At 73.5% G+C, this 23,203-nt stretch carries 15 protein-coding genes; 12 read left to right on the top strand and 3 right to left on the bottom strand.

The window, feature by feature from the left end:
- Window positions 1-34: 34 nt before the first annotated feature.
- The gene (locus ACZ7D7_RS22700) at window positions 35-1,261 is read left to right on the top strand and encodes an IS701 family transposase (RefSeq protein WP_470826505.1); all 1,227 of its coding nucleotides are present in this window, start codon (window positions 35-37) and stop codon (window positions 1,259-1,261) included.
- On the opposite strand, the gene ACZ7D7_RS22705 is transcribed toward ACZ7D7_RS22700, so the two are convergent.
- The 3 genes from ACZ7D7_RS22705 to ACZ7D7_RS22715 form a co-directional block, all read right to left on the bottom strand.
- The gene (locus ACZ7D7_RS22705; RefSeq protein ID WP_470826507.1) at window positions 1,249-3,210 is read right to left on the bottom strand and encodes a helix-turn-helix domain-containing protein; all 1,962 of its coding nucleotides are present in this window, start codon (window positions 3,208-3,210) and stop codon (window positions 1,249-1,251) included. The two genes, ACZ7D7_RS22700 and ACZ7D7_RS22705, sit on opposite strands and share 13 nt — an antisense overlap.
- 421 nt (window positions 3,211-3,631) lie before the next feature.
- Window positions 3,632-4,882: an MFS transporter gene (locus ACZ7D7_RS22710; RefSeq protein ID WP_470826509.1), complete on the bottom strand. Its 1,251-nt coding sequence runs from the start codon at window positions 4,880-4,882 to the stop codon at window positions 3,632-3,634.
- A gap of 170 nt (window positions 4,883-5,052) precedes the next feature.
- Entirely contained in the window at window positions 5,053-6,126 is a 1,074-nt protein-coding gene (locus ACZ7D7_RS22715) for an alkene reductase (protein ID WP_470826510.1), read from the bottom strand.
- 147 nt (window positions 6,127-6,273) lie between these two features.
- Here ACZ7D7_RS22715 and ACZ7D7_RS22720 point away from each other — a divergent pair, with 147 nt between their 5' ends.
- From ACZ7D7_RS22720 to ACZ7D7_RS22770, 11 genes are all read left to right on the top strand, one after another.
- The gene (locus ACZ7D7_RS22720) at window positions 6,274-8,910 is read left to right on the top strand and encodes an ATP-binding protein (protein ID WP_470826512.1); all 2,637 of its coding nucleotides are present in this window, start codon (window positions 6,274-6,276) and stop codon (window positions 8,908-8,910) included.
- 108 nt (window positions 8,911-9,018) lie between these two features.
- Window positions 9,019-10,002 carry an NADPH:quinone reductase gene (locus ACZ7D7_RS22725; RefSeq protein WP_470826657.1) on the top strand — a complete coding sequence of 328 codons (984 nt, stop codon included), beginning with the start codon at window positions 9,019-9,021 and terminating at the stop codon, window positions 10,000-10,002.
- A 106-nt stretch (window positions 10,003-10,108) separates the two neighbouring features.
- Window positions 10,109-10,651 carry an SRPBCC family protein gene (locus ACZ7D7_RS22730; protein ID WP_470826513.1) on the top strand — a complete coding sequence of 181 codons (543 nt, stop codon included), beginning with the start codon at window positions 10,109-10,111 and terminating at the stop codon, window positions 10,649-10,651.
- 90 nt (window positions 10,652-10,741) lie between these two features.
- Window positions 10,742-12,310: a class I adenylate-forming enzyme family protein gene (locus tag ACZ7D7_RS22735; RefSeq protein ID WP_470826514.1), complete on the top strand. Its 1,569-nt coding sequence runs from the start codon at window positions 10,742-10,744 to the stop codon at window positions 12,308-12,310.
- Window positions 12,311-12,441: 131 nt separating this feature from the next.
- On the top strand, window positions 12,442-13,848 hold the full coding sequence (locus ACZ7D7_RS22740; protein WP_470826515.1) for a nitrate/nitrite transporter: 1,407 nt from the start codon (window positions 12,442-12,444) through the stop codon (window positions 13,846-13,848).
- Complete coding sequence (locus ACZ7D7_RS22745) at window positions 13,841-15,934, top strand: molybdopterin oxidoreductase family protein (protein WP_470826517.1); 2,094 nt, start codon at window positions 13,841-13,843, stop codon at window positions 15,932-15,934. Before ACZ7D7_RS22740 ends, ACZ7D7_RS22745 begins: the two co-directional genes overlap by 8 nt.
- On the top strand, window positions 15,931-17,340 hold the full coding sequence (locus tag ACZ7D7_RS22750; RefSeq protein ID WP_470826519.1) for an FAD-dependent oxidoreductase: 1,410 nt from the start codon (window positions 15,931-15,933) through the stop codon (window positions 17,338-17,340). The genes ACZ7D7_RS22745 and ACZ7D7_RS22750 overlap by 4 nt, the downstream gene beginning before the upstream one ends.
- Window positions 17,337-18,599 carry an FAD-dependent oxidoreductase gene (locus tag ACZ7D7_RS22755; RefSeq protein ID WP_470826520.1) on the top strand — a complete coding sequence of 421 codons (1,263 nt, stop codon included), beginning with the start codon at window positions 17,337-17,339 and terminating at the stop codon, window positions 18,597-18,599. Before ACZ7D7_RS22750 ends, ACZ7D7_RS22755 begins: the two co-directional genes overlap by 4 nt.
- Before the next feature lie 125 nt (window positions 18,600-18,724).
- A complete protein-coding gene (locus ACZ7D7_RS22760; protein WP_470826522.1) occupies window positions 18,725-20,290 on the top strand; it encodes a carboxylesterase/lipase family protein in 1,566 nt (521 codons plus the stop codon).
- Window positions 20,291-20,359: 69 nt separating this feature from the next.
- Window positions 20,360-22,213, top strand: a complete 1,854-nt coding sequence (gene asnB / locus ACZ7D7_RS22765; protein WP_470826523.1) for an asparagine synthase (glutamine-hydrolyzing) — start codon at window positions 20,360-20,362, stop codon at window positions 22,211-22,213.
- A 98-nt stretch (window positions 22,214-22,311) separates the two neighbouring features.
- On the top strand, window positions 22,312-23,169 hold the full coding sequence (locus tag ACZ7D7_RS22770; protein WP_470826524.1) for an arylamine N-acetyltransferase family protein: 858 nt from the start codon (window positions 22,312-22,314) through the stop codon (window positions 23,167-23,169).
- The last annotated feature ends 34 nt before the right edge of the window (window positions 23,170-23,203 follow it).

Raw genomic sequence — 23,203 nt, forward strand, 5'->3', positions numbered from 1 at the left:
CGTCTCCCGTCTACCCATGATGGAGGGTCCGTTCATGAATGTGGTCGCGCTGGGCCTTGACCAAGCGCAGAGTCCGACCACGTGCGAGCCGTCGTACGTGTCTTCGTGCAACGTGTCGTTGCCGGAGTTGTGCTCGCTCCTGTTCGCCTCCCTGCCCCGCAGCGACCAACGTCGCAAGGGCATGGAGTACATACGAGGTCTACTGGAGGCACGGGGACGAAAATCGATACGGAACATCGCCGCGCTGGTCGGGGGACAGGCGACGGAACAGAGTCTGCATCACTTCATCAGCGACTCCAGCTGGGAGTGGGTGCCGGTGCGCCGGGCCCTCGCCCGGTTCGCGGTCGGTGTCCTGCCACCACAGGCGTGGGTGGTCCGCCCGATGGTCATCCCGAAGGCCGGCCGGCACTCGGTCGGTGTGGAACGGCGCTTCTTCCCCGAGCACGGGCAGATGCTCAACGCCCAGCAGGCCGTGGGTGTCTGGGCGGTGTCCGAGGAGACGAGCATGCCGCTCAACTGGCGGCTGCAGCTCTCAACGAGCTGGCTCGACGACGACCGGCGGCGGCGTGCCTCGATTCCGGACGACGCGTGCGCGGAGTCCCTCGGCGAGTGCGCGGCGCAGGCCTACCAGGAGGCGGCGGGGTGGGGACTGCCCGCCCGGCCCGTGGTGATGGACGCCCGTGAGGTGGACGTCGCCTCGGCCGTGGCGGGGATCCGCGCCACGGGCATGCCGCTGATGCTCCGGGTGAGCGACTCGGTGCGGCTGAGGGTGCTGGACCCGGCGCTGCCCGGTTTCGACACCGCACCGAGGTCGGTGCGCCAGATCACCGGGGCGAGCCGGGCCCTGCGCAGGCCGGTCCTGTGGCCGGGCGACAGCGGGACGCCGGCCGTGCAGTCGGGGCTCGTCGCCGCCGTGCGGGTGACGCTGCCCGCCGCGCCCGCACGGCCCGGGGAGCGGGGACGGCGGTCACGGCTCGGGGACCTCCTGCTCCTCGGCGTGGGGGAGAACGACCGGCGCTGGCCGAGGGAGGTGTGGCTGACCGACCTGACGTCGGTTCCGCCGGCGTCCCTCATGCGGCTGCGCGGGACCCTGCACCGGGTCGAGCGGGACTTCGCCAGGGTCGCCGACCAGGTGGGCATCCGCGACTTCGCCGGACGCTCCTACCGCGGCTGGCACCGGCACGTCACGCTCGCATCCGCCGCGCACGTCCTGGCGGCCCTCGGCGACCCGGACGACGGCGAACTCGGCTATGCCTCCTGACTCCCGGCAAGCCGGCCGGCCGGCTCCCCGCGCTCCCTCAGCACCCGCCGTATACGGGACAGCCGGAGAGCGAGCTGGACCTCCAGCGACCGTTCCGGCTTCTGCCAGTCGGAGCCGATCAGATCACCGATCCGCTCCAGCCGGCGGGCCACGGTGTTGGGATGGACGTGGAGCTTCTCGGCGGCGTACGTGGGACTGCCGCCGGTGTCGAAGTAGGCGTCCAGGGTGCGGGTCAGCTCGGTCAACCGCTGCTCGTCGTAGTCGAGTACGGCGCCTATGGTGCTCTCGATGAACTTCTCGGCGTCCAGCTGGTCCGACAGCAGCAGCCCCACGAACCCCATCTCGTGGGTGGAGGCGGAGGTCCCCACGGCGCCCAGCGCGGTCATCGCGTCGAGGCAGCGGGCCGCCTCCCGGTACCCGTGGAGGACCGAACCGGGGTCCGACACGGGGCCGGAGCCCGCGGCCGTCACCGGGTGACCGAGCAGGGAGGACAGCTCGTCGTGCACCGTCCGGGCGGCCGCGCCCGGGTCGGTGCCCGGCAGCAGCAGCACGATGTCGTCCTCCTGCGTCGTCTTCAGGCCGTTCGTGCGACGCGCGTAGGCGGACGCCCAGAGCACCGCCTGCGCGTGCGTGCCCCCCGAGGGGCGGGCGACGACCACGACGTGCGGCTGGTCGAGGCCGATGCCCAGCCGGCGGGCCCGCCGCTCCAGCTGTTCCCGGGGCCGGCGGGAGCTGATCAGCAGATCGTCGAGCAGCTCGTCGCGGAACTGCCCCTCCGCGACCGCGGCGCTGCCCTGGTGCAGGAACAGCAGCACCGCCGCGGCGGCTGCCGCGTGCCGCAGCAGCTCCACCGCGTCGTCGGAGATCGCCGGACCGGCATGGACGTACAACGCGCCCAGGTAGTGGCTGCCGGTGAAGACCGGCACGGACCAGACGCCGCCTTCCAGGAGCCGCGGCGACGGCTCGCCCAGCGGCCCGGCGTCCATCGCTGCGCGCGTGAGCGACTTCTGCCTGCCCTCGGGCATCTCCCCGGCCCCGGCGATCACCGTGCCGTGCGCGCTGCACAGCAGCACCGGCGCGCCCAGCCTGGCGTAGAACTCCTCGACCAGCGTGTGCGGATCGCAGCCGCCCAGCACCAGGTCGAGCAGTGCCCGCTGGGTCGCCGCGAGCCTGCGCGCGCTCGCGAGTTCGGCCTCGGCCCGCAGCGCGCGGTCCCGCAGTACCGTCATGTCCTCGCGGGCCTCGTCCAGGTGCACGGCCCGTTCGAGGGCCACCCCGCCGACCTCGGCGAGCATGCTCATGAGTGCTATCTCGTCGGCGGAGAAGTGGCGCACACTGCGGTCGGCGACGTGCAGCGAGCCCAGCGGACGCGTGCCCCGGCTGAGCGGTACGGCCAGCACGGCGTGCAGACCCTCGGCCCTGATCCACTCGTCGGGCTCGTCGGCGTGCCGGAAGGTGTCGTCGGTCAGGTAGTCGGACGTCCACAGCGGTGCGCGGTGGGCCAGTACGGCCGCGGCGAGACCGGCGTCCCGAGGTAATCGGAGCCGGGTGTTGAGCATCGAGATGTGCCCGTCGAGGGCGTGCAGCCGGAACCCCCGCCCGTCCGTGGCCGGGCGGGTGACCCAGGCGACGTCGGCGCCGAGCAGCAGCCGCGCCCGACGAGTGATGATCTTGAGGGTGCTGTCGACGGTGTGCGGGGCGGCCAGGTCGCAGGCGGTGTCGACGAGCGAGGTGAGGCCTGCGCTCCACTGCTGACGCCGGTCCAGCCGGGCGTGGATCGCCAGGGCCAGCCGCTTGACCTGCTCCACCATCCGCAGCTCGGCACCCTTGACGCCCTGCCGGCGGGCCTCCTCGACCGGCATCTCGAAGCGGCTTGCCGGGCCCTCACCGGCCAGCAGGTCCAGCAGTGCCAGAACGGCGCCCGCCGCTTCGTCCTTCTTCTGCGACACGAGGCCCTCCGGTGTCTCGTTCCCCAACCGCCGGCGGTGACGGAGCCCGAAGGCCGGGCCGCGCGCATCGCGACCCCCACCGGCACAACGGGAAGACACCCACGTGTGTTCCACGAGCGCGCCCGGAAGCCGTGAACGGGCAGAACCGCAGACCCCCCACGTGCGTCACCCGATGGTCCGCGGGCCGGACTGGCTGTCGGCCGACGACCTGCGGGCTCACTACCCCCGGTGCCGCGAAACACACCGGTGGCCCCGGGCCACCGGTTCATCCTCCACCGGGACCCGTACGCGTCTCGATGTCATTCGTCTGCGAACTCCCCCGGCCAGTATGCCAGTTGACGGAGGGAGGGCCGGCCACGGTAACGGGCCGTGCCGTCACACCCTGCGGTGCGACGGCACACACGAACCGGACGGGCGAGGGTCACAGCGCCAGCAGCGAGACGATGGCGGGACCGAACGCGGCACCGAGCAGATACGCCAGGTTGAACAGGCCGATCGCCGGGGGCCGTTGGTCGTCGGCGACGGCGGAGGTGGCATGCACGGCGAACACCCCCTGCCCGGACGCGGCGGCGATCGAGGCCAGCGCCTGGGCGGCCAGCAGGGCCACCGCGGCGGTGGCGAGGACCGCCGACACGGGCCCCAGCACGGCCAGCGCGACGAGCGTGAGGATCACGGGACGGCGTCCGATGCGCGCCGAGGCCGCCACGACGAACCACGACAGCGTGCCGCCCAGCAGCAGCGGCCACACCATGGCGACGCCGATCTCACTGGACGACCACGACGTGTGGTCCTCCAGACGTTCCGGAACGGCGTACATCATCCCGAAGTTGACCACCGCCAGGCAGAACGCGAGCCCCGCCGACACCAGGAAGCGCGCGTTGCGGACCAGTGCGCCGGGCACGAACCCCTGCGGCCGGGCCCGGACATGGGCTGCCAGAAGCGCCGCGGCGGCGACGGAGCAGATCCCGGCGACCAGCGGCTGGTGCGGCACGAACACGAGCGCGGTGACCAGCGCGGTGAGCAGGACGGCACCCACCGGGTCGAACGGGTCGCGGGCGGCCGGCGCACCGCCCGGGCAGCGGGCCGCGACGAACGGGACGGCGACCGCGCTCAGCACGGGCAGCGCGAGGGCGGCCTGCCAGGACAGCAGATCGTTGACGAGGGAACCGGCCAGCGGGGCCGTCGAGCCGACCACGGCCAGCGAGGCGGTGACGAGCCCCATCACACGCGGCGAGTCCGCGAGGCTCATCGCCGCAGCCGTGAGCCCGGCCGTGCCGAGGCCCTGCAGCGCGGTGCCGAGCACCAGGACCGGCAGGACGGGCACGGCGGCCACCAGACCCGCCCCCACCAGGACGAGCAGACCGCACACGGTCAGAGCGGCCCGCACACCGCGGCGGTCCAGCAGCCCGGCGAGCAGGGGCGTGCCCACCGCGATGCCCCAGCCGAACGCGGTCACCGTCCAGGTGGCCGCGCCGGTCGAGACGTCGAGGTCCCTCGCGGCCTCGTCGAGGATCAGGGCGGGGCCGGCTATGCCGAAGGACAGCGGGCCGGCCATGAGGGCCAGCCACAGGGCAGCGGGCCCGCGGAACGGCCCGGCGGGCGGGGGTACTTGGGGTTTCCTGCCCGGCGTGGCGGGACCCGGGGCGCCGGGATCGGCGAGTGAGTTGCTCATCTGGGCTCCCTGAGCGGGTGGTTCGAGAAGCTGGTCCGCCCTGGCCCGGACCGGCTGCGCAGCCCTCCGGAAAGGTGCCGGCCGGGCCAGGGAGTCGATGACCGGTGGGCGGGGACGGAGCGGGCCGGGCCGGGCGCCGCCCGCGTGCCCCGCCACCGCCCACCGGTGGATCAGGCGTTCAGCGTCGGGTAGTCGGTGTAGCCCCGGTGGTCCCCTCCGTAGAAGGTGTCCGGGTCGGGGGAGTTGAACGGGCCGCCCGCCAGGATCCGCGCCGGGAGGTCCGGGTTGGCGAGCCACAGCGAGCCCATGCTCACCGCGTCGCACAGCCCCTTCTCCAGCACCGCCTCGGCCGACTCGGGCGTCACGTACTCCTCCTCGCCCGTGGCGTGCGGGTTGAGGATCAGCGTCCCCGGCCACTCCCTGCGGATCAGCTCCGTGACCTCACGCGCCCCGAACTCCATCAGGTGCACATAGGCGAGGTGCAGGGGCGCCAGGGCCCGGATCAGGGCCTGGTACAGCGCCGCCGGGTCGCTCTCCTCGATGCCGTTGGTCGTGTTGGCGGGGGACAGTCGGATGCCGACCCGCTCCGGACCGATCGCGTCGGCGACCGCGTGGGCCACCTCGACCGCGAACCGGATCCGGTTGCCGACGCCGCCGCCGTACGCGTCCGTGCGCCGGTTGGTGTTGTCGGCGAGGAACTGGTGGATGAGGTAGCCGTTGGCGCCGTGCAGTTCCACACCGTCGAACCCGGCGTCCATCGCGCGTTTCGCGGCCGAGATGTGGTCCTCGACCGCCCGCGCGATGTCGTTCAGGTTCATCGCACGCGGCGTCGGGTGGTCCAGCATGCCCTCAGGCGTGTACAGCTGACCGCCGGACGCGACCGCCGACGGTGCCAGCGGCAGCGCGCCGTTCGCGTAGAGGCTCGGGTGACCGATCCGCCCGGAGTGCATCAACTGCACGAAGATCCGGCCCTGCTTCGCGTGGACCGCGTCGGTCACCCGACGCCACGCCTCCACCTGTTTCGGCGTGTGCAGACCCGGTGTGTCGATGTATCCCTGCCCGATGGCGCAGGGCTGCGTGCCCTCGGTGACGACCAGGCCCGCGCCGGCGCGCTGGGCGTAGTACTCGGCCGCCAGTGGGGGCTGTACGCCGCCCTTGGCCCGGCTGCGCGTCATCGGCGCCATGACGAGCCGGTTGGGCAGCATGAGCTTCCCCAGGGGCAGCGGTTCGAATAGGTGACTCACGATCTCCTCCGTCGGGGAACCGGCTTGTTCCACACGGTAGGAAGGGGCGGGGCCCGGCCGAATCAGTAAGGTTTCTGAAACCGGGTACGTACTTCGGCACGGCCTGCCTACCGGCGGGCCGCGTCACGGGGAAGTGAGGGCGCTTACGTGCTGTACGGCAGGTCCACCGAGCTGGCGGCACTTGAGGATCTGATCGCGACGGCCCGCGCGGGACGCAGCGGCGCCCTCGTCCTGCGGGGCGAGGCGGGCATCGGGAAGACGGCCCTGCTGGACCGTGCGGCCGAGGCGGCGTCGGCGTCCGGGACGCGCGTCGTGCGGGTCACCGGCATCGAGCCGGAGGCGGACCTGGCCTTCGGCGGCCTGGTGCAACTGCTGTGGCCGGTGCAGGACCGGCTCGACGCCCTCCCCGAACCGCAGGCGGACGCGCTGCGCGCGGTGCTCGGCACGGGCCGGACGAGGACCCAGGACCGCTTCCTGACCGGCCTGGCCGTACTCACGCTCCTCGCGGATCTGGCCGAACAGGGACCGGTGCTGTGCCTCGTGGACGACGCGCAGTGGCTGGATCAAGCCACTGCGGAGGCGCTGCTGTTCGCCGCGCGGCGGCTGGCCGCCGAACAGGTCGCCATGGTCTTCGCGACCCGTGAGGAGGGCTTCGCCGCGCCCGGCCTGACCGAGCTGCGGCCGTCCCGGCTCGACCCGCGCGACGCGGCCCGGCTGCTCGCCGACCTGGGGCTGCCGTCCGGCCTGCGCGAGCAGGTCATCGCCGAGTCGGCCGGGAACCCGCTGGCACTCATCGAGTTCGGGGCAGCCCGACGCGACGACCCGAGCAGGTTCACGCCCGTCACGGTCGCCGACCGGGTGCTGTCGTCGTACCGCGCCCAGATCGCGCAACTGCCCGAGAGGACGCGGCTGGCGCTGCTGGTCGCCGCGGCCGAGGGGCGGGGCGACCTCCCCCTGCAGATGAAGGCGGGACGCACGCTCGGCGTCGGCCTGGACGACCTGGAGGACGCCGAGCGGGCCGACCTGATCCAGGTGACCGAGAGCACCGTCGCCTTCCGCCACCCGCTGATCGGGACCGCCGCTTACCAGGGCGCCGTACTGGCCCGGCGCATCGCCGTCCACCAGGCGCTGGCCGACGCGGCCGAGGACCCCGACTGCCGGGCCCGGCACCTGCCGCTGGCCACCACGTCCCCGGACGACGCGGTCGCCGCCGAGCTGGTGGCCGCCGCCGACCGGGCCGCCGACCGCAGCGCCTACGCCGCCGCCGCGCTCCTGCACCAGCAGGCCGCCCGCCTCACCCCCGACCGCCGCGCACAGGCCCACCGGCTCGGCGACGCCGCGGCCCACGCGCTCAACGCCGGGCACGCCGGACAGGCCGGGGACCTCGCCGAGCAGGCCGAGCGGTCGACCGAGGAACCGAAGGACCTGGCCCGGCTGGCCCCGGTGCGCGCCGCCGTGCTGTTCGAACTGGGGGACCACCGGGAGGCCGCCCGCCTGCTGCTGGAGCGGGTGTCCTCGGCCGACCCCGAACTGGGCGGGGACATGCTGCGCACGGGCGCCACGTACGCCTGGTTCGCCGGCGACGCCGGCACGGTGCGGGAGGCCGCCCGCCGGTTACGGGACATCGGCGGCACCGACCCGATGGTGGAGGGCATGGCGCACCTCGCCGACGACGACTGCGCCCGCGGCCTCCCCCTGCTCGAACGGGCCGTCGCCACGGGTCCGGCGCGCGGCGGGGACACGACGGCGGCGCGCGCCCTGCACAGCGCGGTCCTCGTCGGCGACGACGCCACGGCCATGGAACTCGCCGTCGCCGAGGTCGCCCGCTGCCGGGCGCAGGGACTGATCGGCGCGCTGCCGCAGGCGCTGCATCTGCTGGCGGAGCGGCAGGTGTTCGCCGGGGCGCACCGGGACGCGGAGGCGTCGGTGGCGGAGGCCGTGGAGATCGCCCGCGACACCGGCCTGCGCCAGCGGGTGGCCTGGCTCAACGGCGTCCCCGCCCGCATCGCCGCCATCGAGGGTGACGAGCGGCGCTGCCGCGGCCTCGCCGAGGACACCCCGGAGGTCGGCCGGGTGGCCAGCGAGAGCGCGCTGGGCCTGCTCGAACTGGCGCAGGGCGACTACGCGTCGGCCCTCACCAGGCTGGAGGCCGCCGCCGTCCCCGGCCCGCGGCGCCACACGGCGATGGCCATGGCCGCCGTCGCCGACCAGGTCGAGGCCGCGGTGCGGCTCGGGGACCGCGAGCGCGCCGAGGGCCCGGCACGCGCGTTCGAGGCCTGGGCGCGGGCCGGCAGCCGGCCCTGGGCGCACGCGGTCGCGCACCGGTGCCGGGCGCTGCTCGACGGGCGGGAGGAGGACTACGTCCAGGCGGTCGGGCTGCACGAGCGGGGCGGGCGGCCCTTCGAGCGGGCCCGCACGGAGCTGCTGTACGGGGAGTGGCTGCGCAGGGCGCGGCGGCGCAGCGACGCCCGCGCGGTGCTGCGGTCGGCACTGGAGATCTTCGAGCGGCTGCATGCCACGCCCTGGGCGGAGCGGGCCCGTGCGGAGCTGCGGGCGGCGGGTGACGCGACGTCGGCCGCCAGGGCCACCGCGGAGAACGTCCTGGACCGGCTGACCCCGCAGGAGTTGCAGGTGGTCCGGCTCGCGGCCGACGGCAACAGCAGCCGGGAGATCGCGGCGCAGCTCTTCCTCAGCCGAAGGACCGTGGAACACCACCTGTACAAGGCGTACCCCAAGCTGGGCGTGGGTTCGCGGCGGGAGCTCGCGCGACTGAACCTGACGTGAGGTCAGGACCGGATCTGACAGACACGGATCCGATCTGACAGATCCGCGCCGGAGTCGGGGGCACCGCCGGACGGGAGCCGAGCGGCTTTGCCAGAATCCCTGACCATGATGCGTGCTGCCTACATTGAACAGCTCGGATCTCCGGACGTCATCCGTTACGGCGATCTGCCCGTGCCGGAGCCGGGCCCGACCGACGTGCTGGTCAACGTCACGGCCGTCTCCGTCAACCACGTCGACACCTTCGTGCGCTCGGGAGCCTGGCGCACCCCGCTGACCTTCCCCTTCGTGATCGGCCGGGACCTGACCGGCACCGTCGCCGAAGTCGGCGCGGGCGTGCACCGGTTCAGGCCCGGCGACCGGGTGTGGTGCAACAGCCTCGGCCACGACGGACGCCAGGGCGCCGCCGCCGAGCAGGTCCTGGTGCCCGTCGACCGGCTCTACCACCTGCCCGAGGGCGCCGACCCGTACGAGACCGTGGCCCTCGCCCATCCCGCCGCGACCGCCCACCTCGGCCTGTTCACCCACGGACGGCTCCGGGCCGGCGAGACCGTCGTCGTCGCCGGCGCGGCCGGCAACGTGGGCAGCGCCCTGGTGGTGATGGCCGCCGCCGCGGGCGCCCGGGTCGTCGCCACCGCCTCCGCGCGGGACGCCGAGTACTGCCGGGGGATCGGCGCCGACCACGTCGTCGACTACCGGGACCCCGACGTGCCCGGCCGGATCCGCGAGGCCGCCCCCGCGGGCGTCGACCTCTACTTCGACACCTCCGGCGCCAACGACCTGGAGACCGCGGTGGACCTCCTCGCCGGACGGGGCCGGATCGTGCTGCTCGCCGGCATGCGCTCCCGGCCGGTGCTGCCCGTGGGGCCGCTCTACCTGCGGGACCGCTCCGTCCTCGGCTTCGCCATCTCCCACGCCACCGCCGGTGAACTCGCCGAGGCGGCCGGCGCCGTCAACCGGCTGGTGGCCGACGGCAGACTCAGGCCCCGGGCGGTCGAACGGCTGCACCTGAGCGACGCCGCCGAGGCACACCGCCGGCTGGAGGAGGGCAAGGTGAGCGGAAAACTCGTCCTCGGCACGGACGGCATGGCTTGAAATACGTCGCCGGACCGCGCGCCGGTGAAATGCGGGAATTCTGACCTGACAAACAAGAAAGCCGCTCTTTGACCGGCGCAGGGCACCCCCTGGCAGAATTCCGGACATGACTCAGTCAATCATCGAAACCTCCCCGCTGTTCGAACTCCGCGCCGACATTCACGTTTCCGCGACGCCGCTCGAGGTGTACTCCGTCGTCAGCGATCTGCCGCGCAGCGCCGAATGGAGCCCGGAATGCCGGGGCGGTGAATGGGTGTCCGGCGAACCGTCGACCGTCGGGGCCGTCTTCCGCGGCGAGAACCTCCGCAGCGAGGACGTGGTCGCCTGGGCGCCCCTCGTGCGCGGCGTCTGGCACACCGAGTGCCGCGTCACCGCCGCCGAGCCCGGCCGCACCTTCCAGTGGATGATGCTCACCCACGCCCGCGAGGACCAGGAGAGCATCTGGGGCTTCGACATGGCCCCCGACGGCGACGCCTGCGTGCTCACCCACCACTTCCGCATGGGCCGGGCCACCGCCGGCATCCACAAGATCGTCGCCGACCTGGACGAGAACGACCGGAAGCGGTTCGTCGCGGACTGGACCGCCAAGCTCGAACAGGACCTCGACGCCACCCTGCGGCGCATCAAGGATGTCATCGAAAAGCGGTGACATTGTCTGCCGGTGACCGCATCGACATTTGGTATTCAGACAGCCTGCCGCAGGCTGATGAACAGTCGCGGCGGACGAGAGGGTGGGCAGATGTTTCTGCAGCGCATCGGAAACAAGGGAATTCGGCTGGGCACACTGTTCGACCGGGCGGCGGCCCGGCACCCGGCGAATCCCGTGATCCTCGACCATGAACTCGACGTCGCTCCGGAGCGCGGGCGCCGCATGACGCTGACGGAGGTCGCCGACCTCGTCGACGACCTGGCCTCCCGGCTGTGGGCGGCCGGCGTCCGGCCCGGGGAACGCGTCGTCGTCCACAAGACCGACGGCTTCGACATCACCCTCCTGGCCTGCTCCACCGCCAGGATCGGCGCCGTACCCGTCCTGCTGTCCCCGAAGCTGGACGGCGCGACCGTGTGCGAACTGGTGCGCCGCGTGGACCGGCCGCACCTCGTGACCGACCAGGACAAGCTGGACCACCACCTGCCCGCCGGGGTCTTCGACCTGACCCGGCAGGTCCTGCTGGCCTCCGGCGGCCACGAGCGGGCGACGACCCTCGCCTCGCTCGCCGGCGCCACCCGGGTCGCGCCGGTGACCATGCCCCCGGACCACCCGACGCTGGTCACCCACACCTCCGGCACCACCGGCACACCCAAGCTGGCGGTGCACACCGGCCGCACCTTCCAGGCCCGCTACCGCCCCCAGGGCACCGTGGCGTCCCTCGTGGGCCGCAGCGAACCCATCGCCATCCACGTGTCCTTCGTGCACTCGCGGATGTTCACGGCCATGCCCATCACGATCCTCCAGGGCCACCCGCTGATCATCCTCCGCGACGACGAACCCGACGTCGTGGCCGAGGTGTTCCGGCAGGCGCCGCCCGGCCTGATCGAGGCCCACCCCAACACCTTCCTGCGCTGGGAGGTGCTCGTGGACGACCCGCGCCGGCCGCTGGCGAACGTGAAGTACTTCAGCAGCACCTTCGACGCCATCCACCCGCGCACCGTGCACCTGATGCTCAGCGCCTCCCGCCGCGAGTCGCCGCAGTTCGTCCAGATGTACGGGCAGAGCGAGGTCGGCCCCATCGCCGGGCGCACCTACTCCAAGAAGCGCGGCGCGGACGCCGACGGCCGCTGCGTGGGCTCCCCGTTCCCCGGCATGACCGGCGTGCGCGTGGTGAGCCGGGACGGCAGGCGGCCCACCAAGGCCAACCCCGGGTACATCGAGGTGCGTTCCGACGGACGGATCGTCACCTACCTCGGTGAGCACGAGCGCTGGGAGAAGCAGGCCGACGGCGAGTGGTGGCGCATGGGCGACCTCGGCTACCGCACCAAGTGGGGCTGCCTGCACCTGCTCGACCGGGAGGTCGACCACATCCAGGGCATCGACAGCACCCTGGAGATCGAGGACACCCTCTTCGCGCGGATGCCGGAACTCGTCGAGGTCATCATCGTCCCGGACGACACCGGCAAACCGGTGCCCGTGGTCTGCACCCGCGACGACAAGCCGCTCGACCTCAAGGCGTGGAAGTCCGCCGTGGCCGGGCTGCCCGCGATGGCGGAGCCCGTGCAGTGGAAGCTCGACGACCTGCCGCAGACCGCCACCACCAAGATCAAGCGGCTGGAGCTCGCGCGGCTGCTGAAGGCGGAGCAAGAGGACAAGTAGCCCCGGCCCCCGCGCCGCCCCTTTCGCGGCGCGGGCCCGTCCCCCTCCCGCGGGCCCGCGCCCCTCCAACCCCCCGCAGGACGCCCGACGTCACGCGTCGGGCCGCCGCCCCCAGCCGAGGAGTTGCCCCGATGACGGCACTGCGCGTCTCCCGACGCCGGATCGAGCACTGGGACCCGGAGGACGAGGAGTTCTGGGAGCGCACCGGCAAGCACGTGGCACGCCGCAACCTCGTCCTGTCGATCCTCTCCGAACACATCGGGTTCTCGATCTGGAGCATGTGGTCGGTCCTGGTGCTGTTCATGTCCCCCGACATCGGCCTCGGCTTCGCCCCGAGCGAGAAGTTCCTGCTGGTGGTCACCCCCACGCTGGTGGGCGCGCTGCTGCGGCTGCCCTACAGCCACGCCGTGGTCCGGTTCGGCGGGCGCACCTGGACCGTCTTCAGCTCGGTCCTGCTGCTCGTACCGGCCCTTCTGGCGCTGTACTTCGTCCAACGGCCGGGCACGCCCCTGTGGGTGTTCCTGCTCGTCGCCGCCACGGCGGGCGTCGGCGGCGGCAACTTCGCCTCGTCCACGACGAACATCGCCCACTTCTTCCCCCGCCGGCACCAGGGCTGGGCACTCGGCCTCAACGCCGGCGGCGGCAACCTGGGCGTCGCGGTGATCCAGCTGACCGGACTGCTCGTGATCGCCACCGCGGGCGACACCCACCCCGCGTACGTGATCGCCGCCTACCTGCCGCTGATCGCCCTCGCCGCCCTCCTCGCGGCGCTCGGCATGGACAACGTCGACACCGGACCGCCCGTGCGGGGCGCCCTGCGGGAAGCGGCGGGCAACGAGCACACCTGGTGGATCTCGCTGCTGTACCTCGGCACCTTCGGCTCGTTCATCGGCTACGGCTTCGCCTTCGGTCTCGTCCTGCAGAACCAGTTCGGCTCCACGCCCCTGGAGGCGGCCGGATACACCTTCCTCGGGCCGCTGCTCGGCTCGCTGTCCCGGCCGTTCGGCGGGCGGCTCGCCGACCGCTGGGGCGGAGCGCGCGTCACCTTCTGGAACTTCCTCGCCATGGGCGCGGGCACCTGCCTGCTGCTGGTGGCCTCCGTGCACCAGTCGCTCCCGCTGTTCGTCACCGCGTTCACGGTGCTGTTCGTGCTCAGCGGCCTCGGCAACGGCTCCACGTACAAACTCATCCCAGTGGTCTTCGCCCGGCAGGCGGAGGCCGCCGTCACCGCGGGCGACGACGCGACCGAGGCCTTCGCCCGCGCCCGGCGCCTGACCGGGGCGGCCATCGGCATCGCCGGTGCCGTCGGCGCGCTCGGCGGCGTCGCCGTCAACCTGGTCTTCCGGGCCTCCTTCGGCAGCCAGGGCAGCGCCGAACCCGCCTTCTCGTCCTTCCTGGCCTTCTACGCCCTGTGCGTCGTCGTCACCCGCGCCGTCTACCTGCGCGACACCCCGCACGGCACCCCGCCGCGCGCGACACGGAACGCGGGCCGGGCCGGGGGCGGCACCGCCAAGTCGTCGGAGGCCACCCGTGCCTGACACCGCGCCGGGCACGAGCGTGGCCACCCACTGCCCGTACTGCGCCCTGCAGTGCGGCACGCGCCTCGGCCACGACGCGCGTGGCACCGTGGTGGAGCCCTCCGACTTCCCCGTCAACGACGGCGGACTGTGCCAGAAGGGCTGGACCGCGCCCGCCCTCCTCGACGTCCCCGACCGGCTGCGCCGGCCACTGGTGCGAGACCGGGCCGGCCGCCTCGTCCCGGCCGACTGGGACACGGCCCTCGACACCGTCGCCGAGCGCCTGCTCCGCATCCGCGCCGAGCACGGCCCGGACGCGGTCGCCGTGTTCGGCGGGGGCGGCCTGACCAACGAAAAGGCCTACCTGCTGGGCAAGTTCGCCCGGCTCGCGCTGCGGACCAGCCAGATCGACTACAACGGCCGGTTCTGCATGTCCTCGGCCGCCGCCGCCGGGACGGCCGCCTTCGGACTGGACCGCGGACTGCCGTTCCCCGTGTCCGACCTCGGCGCCGCCGACGCGATCCTCCTCGCCGGCGCCAACCCCGCCGAGACGATGCCCCCGCTCATGCGGCACCTGGACGGCGCCGACCTGGTCGTCGTCGACCCGCGCCGCACCAGGACCGCCGAACGCGCCGCCCTGCACCTGCAACCGGTGCCCGGCACCGACCTCGCGCTGGCACTCGGCCTGCTGCACATCGCCGTCAGCGACGGCTGGTGCGACAAGGAGTACGTCGAGCGGCGCACCACCGGGTTCGACGCGGCCTGGCGGCGCGCCGTGACCTGGTGGCCCGAGCGCGTCGAACGCGTCACGGGTGTCCCCGCCTCCGAACAGCGGGCCGCCGTACGGCTGTTGGGCGAGGCCCGCCGGGCCTACGTGCTGACCGGCCGCGGCGCCGAGCAGCACAGCAAGGGCGCCGACACGGCCGCGGCGTTCATCAACCTCGCGCTCGCCCTCGGCCTGCCCGGCGTCCCCGGAAACGGCTACGGCTGCCTGACCGGACAGGGCAACGGACAGGGCGGACGCGAGCACGGCCAGAAAACCGACCAGCTGCCCGGCTACCGCATGATCACCGACCCGGCGGCCCGCGCCCACGTCGCCCGCGTCTGGGGCGTGGACCCCGACACGCTGCCCGGCCCCGGCCGCAGCGCCTACGAGCTGCTCGACGCCCTCGGCACGGACGGCGGCCCGCGCGCCCTGCTGGTGTTCGGCTCCAACCCCGCCGTGTCGGCGCCCCATGCCGCGCACGTCTGCGCCCGGCTGGCCTCGCTCGATCTGCTGGTGGTCGCCGACTTCGTGCCGTCGGAGACCGCGCGGACGGCCGACGTGGTCCTCCCCGTCGCCCAGTGGGCCGAGGAGGAGGGCACCATGACCAGCCTGGAGGGCCGCGTCCTGCGCCGCCGCCGGCTGCGCCTGCCGCCGGACGGCGTGCGCACCGACCTCGACGTCCTGCACGGCCTCGCGGTCCGGCTCGGCGAGCCGGCCGACCGCTACCCGACCGCACCCCGCCAGGTCTTCGAAGAACTGCGCCGCGCCTCCAGCGGCGGCAAGGCCGACTACTCCGGCATCACCTACGACCGCCTCGACGCGGGAGAGGCCCTGCACTGGCCCTGCCCGGACACCCCGGCCGGCGCACCGCACCCCGGCACGCCCCGACTCTTCCTCGACGGCTTCGCACACCCCGACGGGCGGGCCCGGTTCGCCGAGGTCGACCACCGCGACCCCGCCGAGACCCCCGACGCCGACCACCCCCTGTACGCCACGACCGGCCGCGTCCTCGCGCACTACCAGTCCGGCGCGCAGACCCGCCGCGTGCCCGAACTCGACGAGGCCGCACCAGGACCGTTCGTGGAGATCCACCCCGACACCGCCGAACGCGCCGGACTCCGCGAAGGGGAACCGGCCCGCGTCACCTCGGCCCGCGGCACCACCGTCGCCCGCGTGCGCCTGGTCGGCAGCATGCGCACGGACACGGTGTTCCTGCCGTTCCACTATCCCGGCGCCGGCCGCGCCAACCTGATCACCAGCACCGCCCTCGACCCCCGCAGCGGGATGCCCGAGTTCAAGGTCTGCGCCGTGCGCGTCGAACCGGGCACCGACGCGTCATGAGGCCCGCCGTGACCGCCCCCGCCTCCGACCGGATCGTCGTCGTCGGCAACGGCCCCGCCGCCCACCGGCTCGCCGAGCGCCTGCGCCACCACGGCCACCGCGGCCCGGTCACCGTCCTCGGCGCCGAGCCGCGCCCGGCGTACAACCGCGTGCTGCTGACGTCCCTCCTCGCCGGCACCCTCACCGCCGCGGACCTGACCCTGCCCGCGCCCCCCGACGGCGTCCACGTCCGCACCGGCGTCACCGTCACCGCCGTCGACCCCGCCCGCCGCCAGGTCCGCACCGACGACGGGGACACCCACCCCTACGACCGACTGGTGCTGGCCACCGGCGCCCGGCCCCGGACCCCGCCCCTGCCGGGCCTCCGCACCGCCGACGGACACCTCGCCCCGGGCGCCACCGCCCTGCGCACCCTCGCCGACTGCGAACGGATCGCGGACGGACCCGTGGTGGTGCTCGGCGGCGGCGTCCTCGGCACCGAGACCACGCTCGCCCTGCTGCGCCACGGCCGCGACGTCACCCTCGTCCACCCCGGACCCCACCCCATGGACGACCGGCTCGACGCCGTGGCCGGCGGCCTGCTCACCCACCACCTCCGGACCGGCGGCGCCCGACTGCGGCTGCGGCGCGCAGCAGCCGGGTACCGGCCCGGCAAACTCACCCTGGACGACGGCGAGATCCTCCGCGCCGACACGCTCGTCCTGTGCACGGGCGTCCAGCCCGACACGACGCTCGCCCGGAACGCCGGACTGACCGTCCGCACCGGCGTCGTCGTCGACCCCCGGCTGCGCACGAGCGACCCGCGCGTGCACGCCGTCGGGGACTGCGCCGAGTACGACGGCGAGGTGCCCGGCCTCGTCACCACCGCCTGGGACCAGGCCGAGACCCTCGCCCGCGTCCTCGCCGGCCACGCGACCCGGCACCGCGCGACCCGGCCCGCCGTACGGCTGAAGGCCCCCGGCATCGACCTCGCCTGCCTCGGCCCGCCCGAACCCCCGGGCGCCACCCGGCACATCACCCTGTCCGACCCCGCCCGGGGCCGCTACGCCCGTCTCGCCCTGGCCGGCGAGACGATCCTCGGCGCGGTCCTCGTCGGCCTGCCCCGCGCCACCGCCGCGCTCGTCCGGCTCCACGAACGCGGCCTGCCCGTGCCGTCCGACCGGCTCGGACTCCTGCTGGGCACCGCCGCCACCGAACGACCCGCCTGCGTCGAACTGCCCGACGAGGCCGTGCTCTGCCACTGCAACCACGTCACCAAGGCCGACCTGCTCCGCGCGTGGCGCGCCGGCGCCCGCGACTTGCCGCGGATCGCCGCCACGACCCGGGCCACCACCGGCTGCGGCGGCTGCACGGACGACGTGCGGCTCGTCCTCGCGGCGGCCACCGGAGGGAACGACGACCCATGACCCGCACACCCCGCACCCTCGTGGTCGTCGGCCACGGCATGGCCGGCCACCGCCTCGTGGAACACCTGCGGACCCACGACCGGCACGGCACCTGGCGGGTCGTCGTCCTGGCCGAGGAGCCCCGCCCCGCCTACAACCGCGTCGCCCTGTCCTCCTACCTGGAGGGCAAGAGCGCCGCCGACCTCACCCTCGCCGACCACGCCTTCCTCACCGACCCCCTGGTCGACGTCCGCACATCCACCCCGGCGACCGGCATCGACCGGCGGGCCCGCACCGTCACCACCGCCGACGGCACCGCCACCGCCTACGACGCGCTCGTCCTCGCCACCGGCTCACGGCCGTTCGTGCCGCCCGTACCGGGACACGACCTGCCCGGCTGCTTCGTCTACCGCACCTTCGACGACCTCGACGCCCTGCGCGCCGCGGCCCGCGAGGGACGCCACGGCGTCGTCGTCGGCGGCGGCCTGCTCGGCCTGGAGGCCGCCAACGCCCTGCGGCTCCTCGGCGTGCGCCCGCACGTCGTGGAACGCGCACCGCGCCTGATGCCCGTCCAACTCGACGACGGCGGAGCGCGCGTGCTCGCCCGGCTCGTCGGCGACCTCGGACTGCGCGTGCACTGCGACACCGCCGTGCGCACCGTCCACGCCGGATCCGACGGCCGTGTCGCCGGCGTCACCCTCACCGACGGCACCGCCCTCGACGCCGACCTCGTCGTGTTCTCCGCCGGGGTGCGCCCCCGAGACGAACTCGCCGGACCCGCCGCCCTCGCCACGGGCGACCGCGGCGGCTTCCTCGTCGACGACCGCTGCCGCACCGACGACCCGCGCGTCTGGGCCGTCGGCGAGTGCGCCGCAGTCCGGGGCCGCACCTACGGGCTCGTCGCGCCCGGCTACCGCATGGCCGAACTCGTCGCCGACCAGCTCCTCGGCCGGCCCGCCACCCCCTTCGCCGACCCCGACACCTCCGCCAAGCTCAAACTCCTCGGCGTCGACGTCGCCGGCTTCGGCGACGCCCACGCCGAGACCGAGGGCGCCCTGGAGTACGTCCTGCGCGACGACACCGCCGGCACCTACGCGAAGCTCGTCCTCGGCCCCGACGGACGAATCCTGCTCGGCGGTGTGCTCGCCGGTGACGCCTCCGCCTACCGCACGCTGCGCGCCCTGGTCGGCCGCCAACTGACCGCCCCGCCCGACAGGTTGCTGACCGGCGACGCCCTCGCCGGCCCGCCGCCAACGGCGCGCGGACCGGCCGCGGCATGACTTGACGGAGTAGGGACCGGCAGTTGGCGGCCCGCTCGGCACCGGAGCGACGATCACTGTGCGCCACTCCCGGCGCGCGCCGCCCCGCCCACGACAACGCCCAGTCGGGAAGTGAGGTTTGCCAGATGCCCAGTCGCACGGTGGTCGTCCGGACGACGGCGGGACACGTGGCGGGAGAACGGACCGACGGACTCACCGTCTTCCGGGGCGTGCCCTACGCGGCGCCGCCCGTGGGCCCGCTGCGCTTCTCCTCACCCCGGCCCCCCGAACCGTGGCAGGGCGTGCGGGACGCCACCGAGTTCGCCGCGCCCTCGCTCCAGGGCGACTACCTGCCCGACAGCAGCGAGGACAGCCTGTACGCCAACGTCTGGACCCCGGACGTGCACGGCAGCCTGCCGGTCCTCGTCTACATCCACGGCGGCGGCTGGCTGCTCGGCGCGGGCAGCGAACCCGACTACGACGGCGCCCGCCCCGCCGTCCACGGCCGCATGGTCGTCGTCACCTTCAACTACCGCCTCGGCGCGTTCGGCTGGGGACTCCACGAGGACCTCACCGACCCCCGCACGGGCTCCTTCGCCAACTGGGGCCTCCAGGACCAGGTGGCCCTCGTCCACTGGGTCCGCGACAACGCCACCGCGTTCGGCGGCGACCCCGGCAACATCACCGTCTCCGGAACCTCCGCGGGAGGCTCCAGCACCTGGCAGCTCGCCCTCCTGCCCGAACTGCGCGACACCATCAGAAGAATCGTCCCGATCAGCGTCAAACACGTGTGGGAACCGGCCAGTTCCACCACCCCCGAGGAGTCCCGCGCCGTCTACGAGCACCTCGCCCGCCGCTTCGGCACGACCGTGCCGGGCCTGCGCGCCGTACCCGCCGCCGAACTGCGGGACGCCTGGGACGAGGTGTACGCCGGCAGCCCCACCGAGCGGTTCGTGCGCGGCGGGCGCGAATACCGCGGACCGGTCGTGGACGAACGGTGGATGCACGGCTACGACCACGCCCTGCCCACCCCCCGCATCCCGATGATGCCCATCTACTGCCGCACCGAGGGCTCCTTCTTCACCACCGGCCCCGGATACCCCTACCCCGGCCCGCACCCCGCCGACGACGCCGGACTGCGCGCGGCGATCCGCGAAGTCCTGGAGAAGTGCGCCGCCAAGATCACCGACGAGCACGTGGACGACTGCATCGCCCACTACCGGCGGACCGCCGAGGCGGAGGGCCTGCCGCACGACCCGGTGTCGCTGTGGACCCAGGTCTGGGGCGACGGGCTCTTCCGCCACCGGATCGTCCGGCTCGCCGAGCGGCACGCCCGGGAACGCGACCCCGGCGCGGCACCCCAGTACCTCATGGAGTTCGCCCACCCGCTCAGAGAGCCGTACGCCGGCACCACCCCGCACGAGGCCGTCGCGAAGTTCCTGTTCGGCTCGCACACACTGCCCGTCAACGCGCCCGCCTACGGGGACGGGCCACTGGAACGGCGGATCTCCGACACCCTGATCGACCTGGTGGCCTCCTTCGCCCGCGGACGGGCCCCGAGCAGCGAACACGCCCCCGCCTGGCCGGTGTTCACCCCGGACCGGCCCTCCGTGATGGTGCTCGGCGGCGAGCGCGTGGCACGGGTCGGCCCCGTGTCGGCCCCGTCCCCCCTGACGTACTGGGACCGCCCGGCCTGGGCCCCGCGGTCCTGAACCCGACCCCCACCCACGGCCGTTCACCCCGGCCGTCGCCATCCTCAGCAACGAAAGGACCGGACTTCGATGTGCGGACTCGCAGGATGGGTCGCCTACGACCACGATCTGTCGGCGCACGGCGACACCGCGTCGGCCATGACGGAAACCATGGCGTGCCGAGGACCCGACGACCGGGGCGTGTGGATCTCGCCGCACGCCGTCCTCGGCCACCGCCGGCTCTCCATCATCGACCTGGAGGGCGGCCGCCAGCCCATGCACGTCACGGGCGAGGACGACGGCCTCCCCGTCATCGTCTACACCGGCGAGGTCTACAACTACCGCGAGCTGAAGGACGAACTCGCGGGCCTCGGCCACACGTTCCGCACCTCCAGCGACACCGAGGTCGTCCTGCACGCCTACCTGGAGTGGGGCGAACACTTCGCCGAACGCCTCAACGGCATGTACGCCCTCGCCCTGTGGGACCCGCGCAGTGAGGAACTCCTGCTGGTCCGCGACCGCATGGGCGTCAAACCCCTCTTCTACTACCCGACGCCCGACGGCGTGCTGTTCGGCTCCGAGGCCAAGGCCATCCTGGCCCACCCCGACGCGGAGGCGGTCGTCGACGCCGAGGGCCTGGCGGAGATCTTCGCCATCATCAACACCCCCGGCCACGCCGTCTTCAAGGGCATGCACGAGGTCGTGCCCGGCACCGTCGTCCGCTTCCACCGCGGCGGCAGCACCACCCGCGCCTACTGGGAACTTCGGGCCCGCCCGCACACCGACGACCTCGACACCACCGTCACCCGCGTCCGCGAACTCCTCGAGGACATCGTCGAACGCCAGCTCGTCGCCGACGTCAAGGTGGGCACCCTGCTGTCCGGCGGCCTCGACTCCAGTGCCATCACCGCACTCGCCGCCAAGATCTTCCGCGACCAGGGCAAGCGGGAACGCATCAAGGCCTTCTCCATCGACTTCAAGAACAACGAGGACACCTTCCGCGGCAACGGCATCTGGAGGGACCCCGACACGCCGTACGCGATCGACGTCGCCCGGCGCTCCGGCGCCGAACACGTCGTGGTCGAGCTGGAGAACCACCACGTGCTGGACGAGGACGTGCGCCGGCGCGTCCTGCTCGCCCAGGACCTGCCCATCTCCACCGGCGACATGGAGCACTCCCTCTACCACCTGTGCAAGGCCCTCAAGGAACAGGTGACGGTCGCCCTGTCCGGCGAGACCGCGGACGAACTCTTCGGCGGCTACAACTGGTTCTTCGACAAGGAGGCCGTGGAGGGCGACACCTTCCCCTGGTACGACGCCTGGCGCCGGCTCGGCGGCCTGGACACCATGAAGGAGATCGGCCTCTGGGACCGGCTCGGCCTCGACGAGTACGTCGCCAAACGGTACGCCGAGGCACTCGCCGAAGTGCCCCGCCTGGACGGCGAACCCGCCGACGAGGCACGGATGCGGGAGCTGACCTACCTCAACATCAGCCGCTGGGAGAACTTCCTCCTGGACCGCAAGGACCGCATCAGCATGGCCGCGAGCCTGGAGGTCCGCGTCCCGTTCACCGACCACCGGCTGGTGGAGTACGTCTTCAACGTGCCGTGGTCCATGAAGACCTTCGACGGCCGCGAGAAGAGCCTGCTGCGCGCCGCCGCGAGCCACGTCCTGCCCGCGTCGGTCCTGGAGCGCAAGAAGAGCCCCTACCCCTCCACCCAGGACGTGGAGTACGTGCGGGCCCTGCGCGCCAAGGTCGAGGCCCTGCTCGACGATTCCCCCGTGCTCGACCTCGTGCCGGCCGAAGGCATCCGCAAGCTGCTCGACAAGCCCGTCGAGTCCTACGCCGGACTGGGCGGCCTGTGGGGCATGCGGGCCGTCATGGAGCGCCTCGTCGAGTTCGACGCGTGGGTGAAGGAGTACGACGTCCGCGTGGAGTGGTGACACTCCCACGCCAACGGTGCGGCGCGCGGGGCCCGGCCGGCGCCGCGCGCCGCACCCGCACCGGACCCCATCCCGTCCCGCACCGCGGAAGGACACCCATGGACACCCAAGGTCTGCCACTCGTGGTGGACGACTCCCCGGAATGGGGCAGCAAACGCCTCGACCTCGACGCCTACTTGGCCCGCGTCGGGTACCGCGGTCCCCGCGACACCTCCCTCGCGGCACTCCGCGGGCTGCACCGCGCCCACCGCGACTCCGTCTGCTTCGAGAACGTCGACATCGCCCTGGGCCGCGAGGTCTCCCTCGACATCGACGCCGTCCAGCGCAAGATCGTCCAGGCCGGGCGCGGCGGCTACTGCTACGAGACGAACCTGCTGTTCGCCGCCGCCCTGGACCGCTTCGGCTTCCCGGTCACCCGGCTCCTGGTCCGCATCCGCGAGGGCAGCGCCAAACGCCGCTTCCGCTCCCACACGGCCCTGCTGGTCCGCGCGGACGACACCGTGTGGCTGGCCGACCCCGGCTACGGCTACGCCGCGCTCATCGAACCCCTCGCCCTGCGCCCCGGTGCGGAGAGCACTGTCGACGGCTGGTCGTGGCGGCTGACCGTCGAGGACGGCCACTGGCTGCTCCAGTACCGGCGCCCCGAGGGCTGGTTCGACATCTACGCCTTCCGCACGGAACCCCAGTACGCCGTCGACTTCCAGGCCGCCCACTGGGTCAGCTCCACGCGGCCCGGCTCGCCCTTCGTCGGACAGCTCGTCGTCCAGCGCGCCACCGACGACGAGCGGTACCGGCTCAAGAACACCGAGCTGATGACCGAGTACCGCAGCGGCGAGCAGCGCCTGCGCCTGCTCACCCCCGACGAGGCCGTGCACGCCGTGCGCACCACTTTCGGGCTCCCGCTCACCGCCGAGGAGACCGGGCTGCTGCGTGACTTCCTCGCCGCCCGCCGGTGACGGCCGTCGGCCGAACGACGACTCCCCGCCTCGC

It is taken from the genome of Streptomyces sp. NPDC037054 (genome assembly GCF_055606745.1).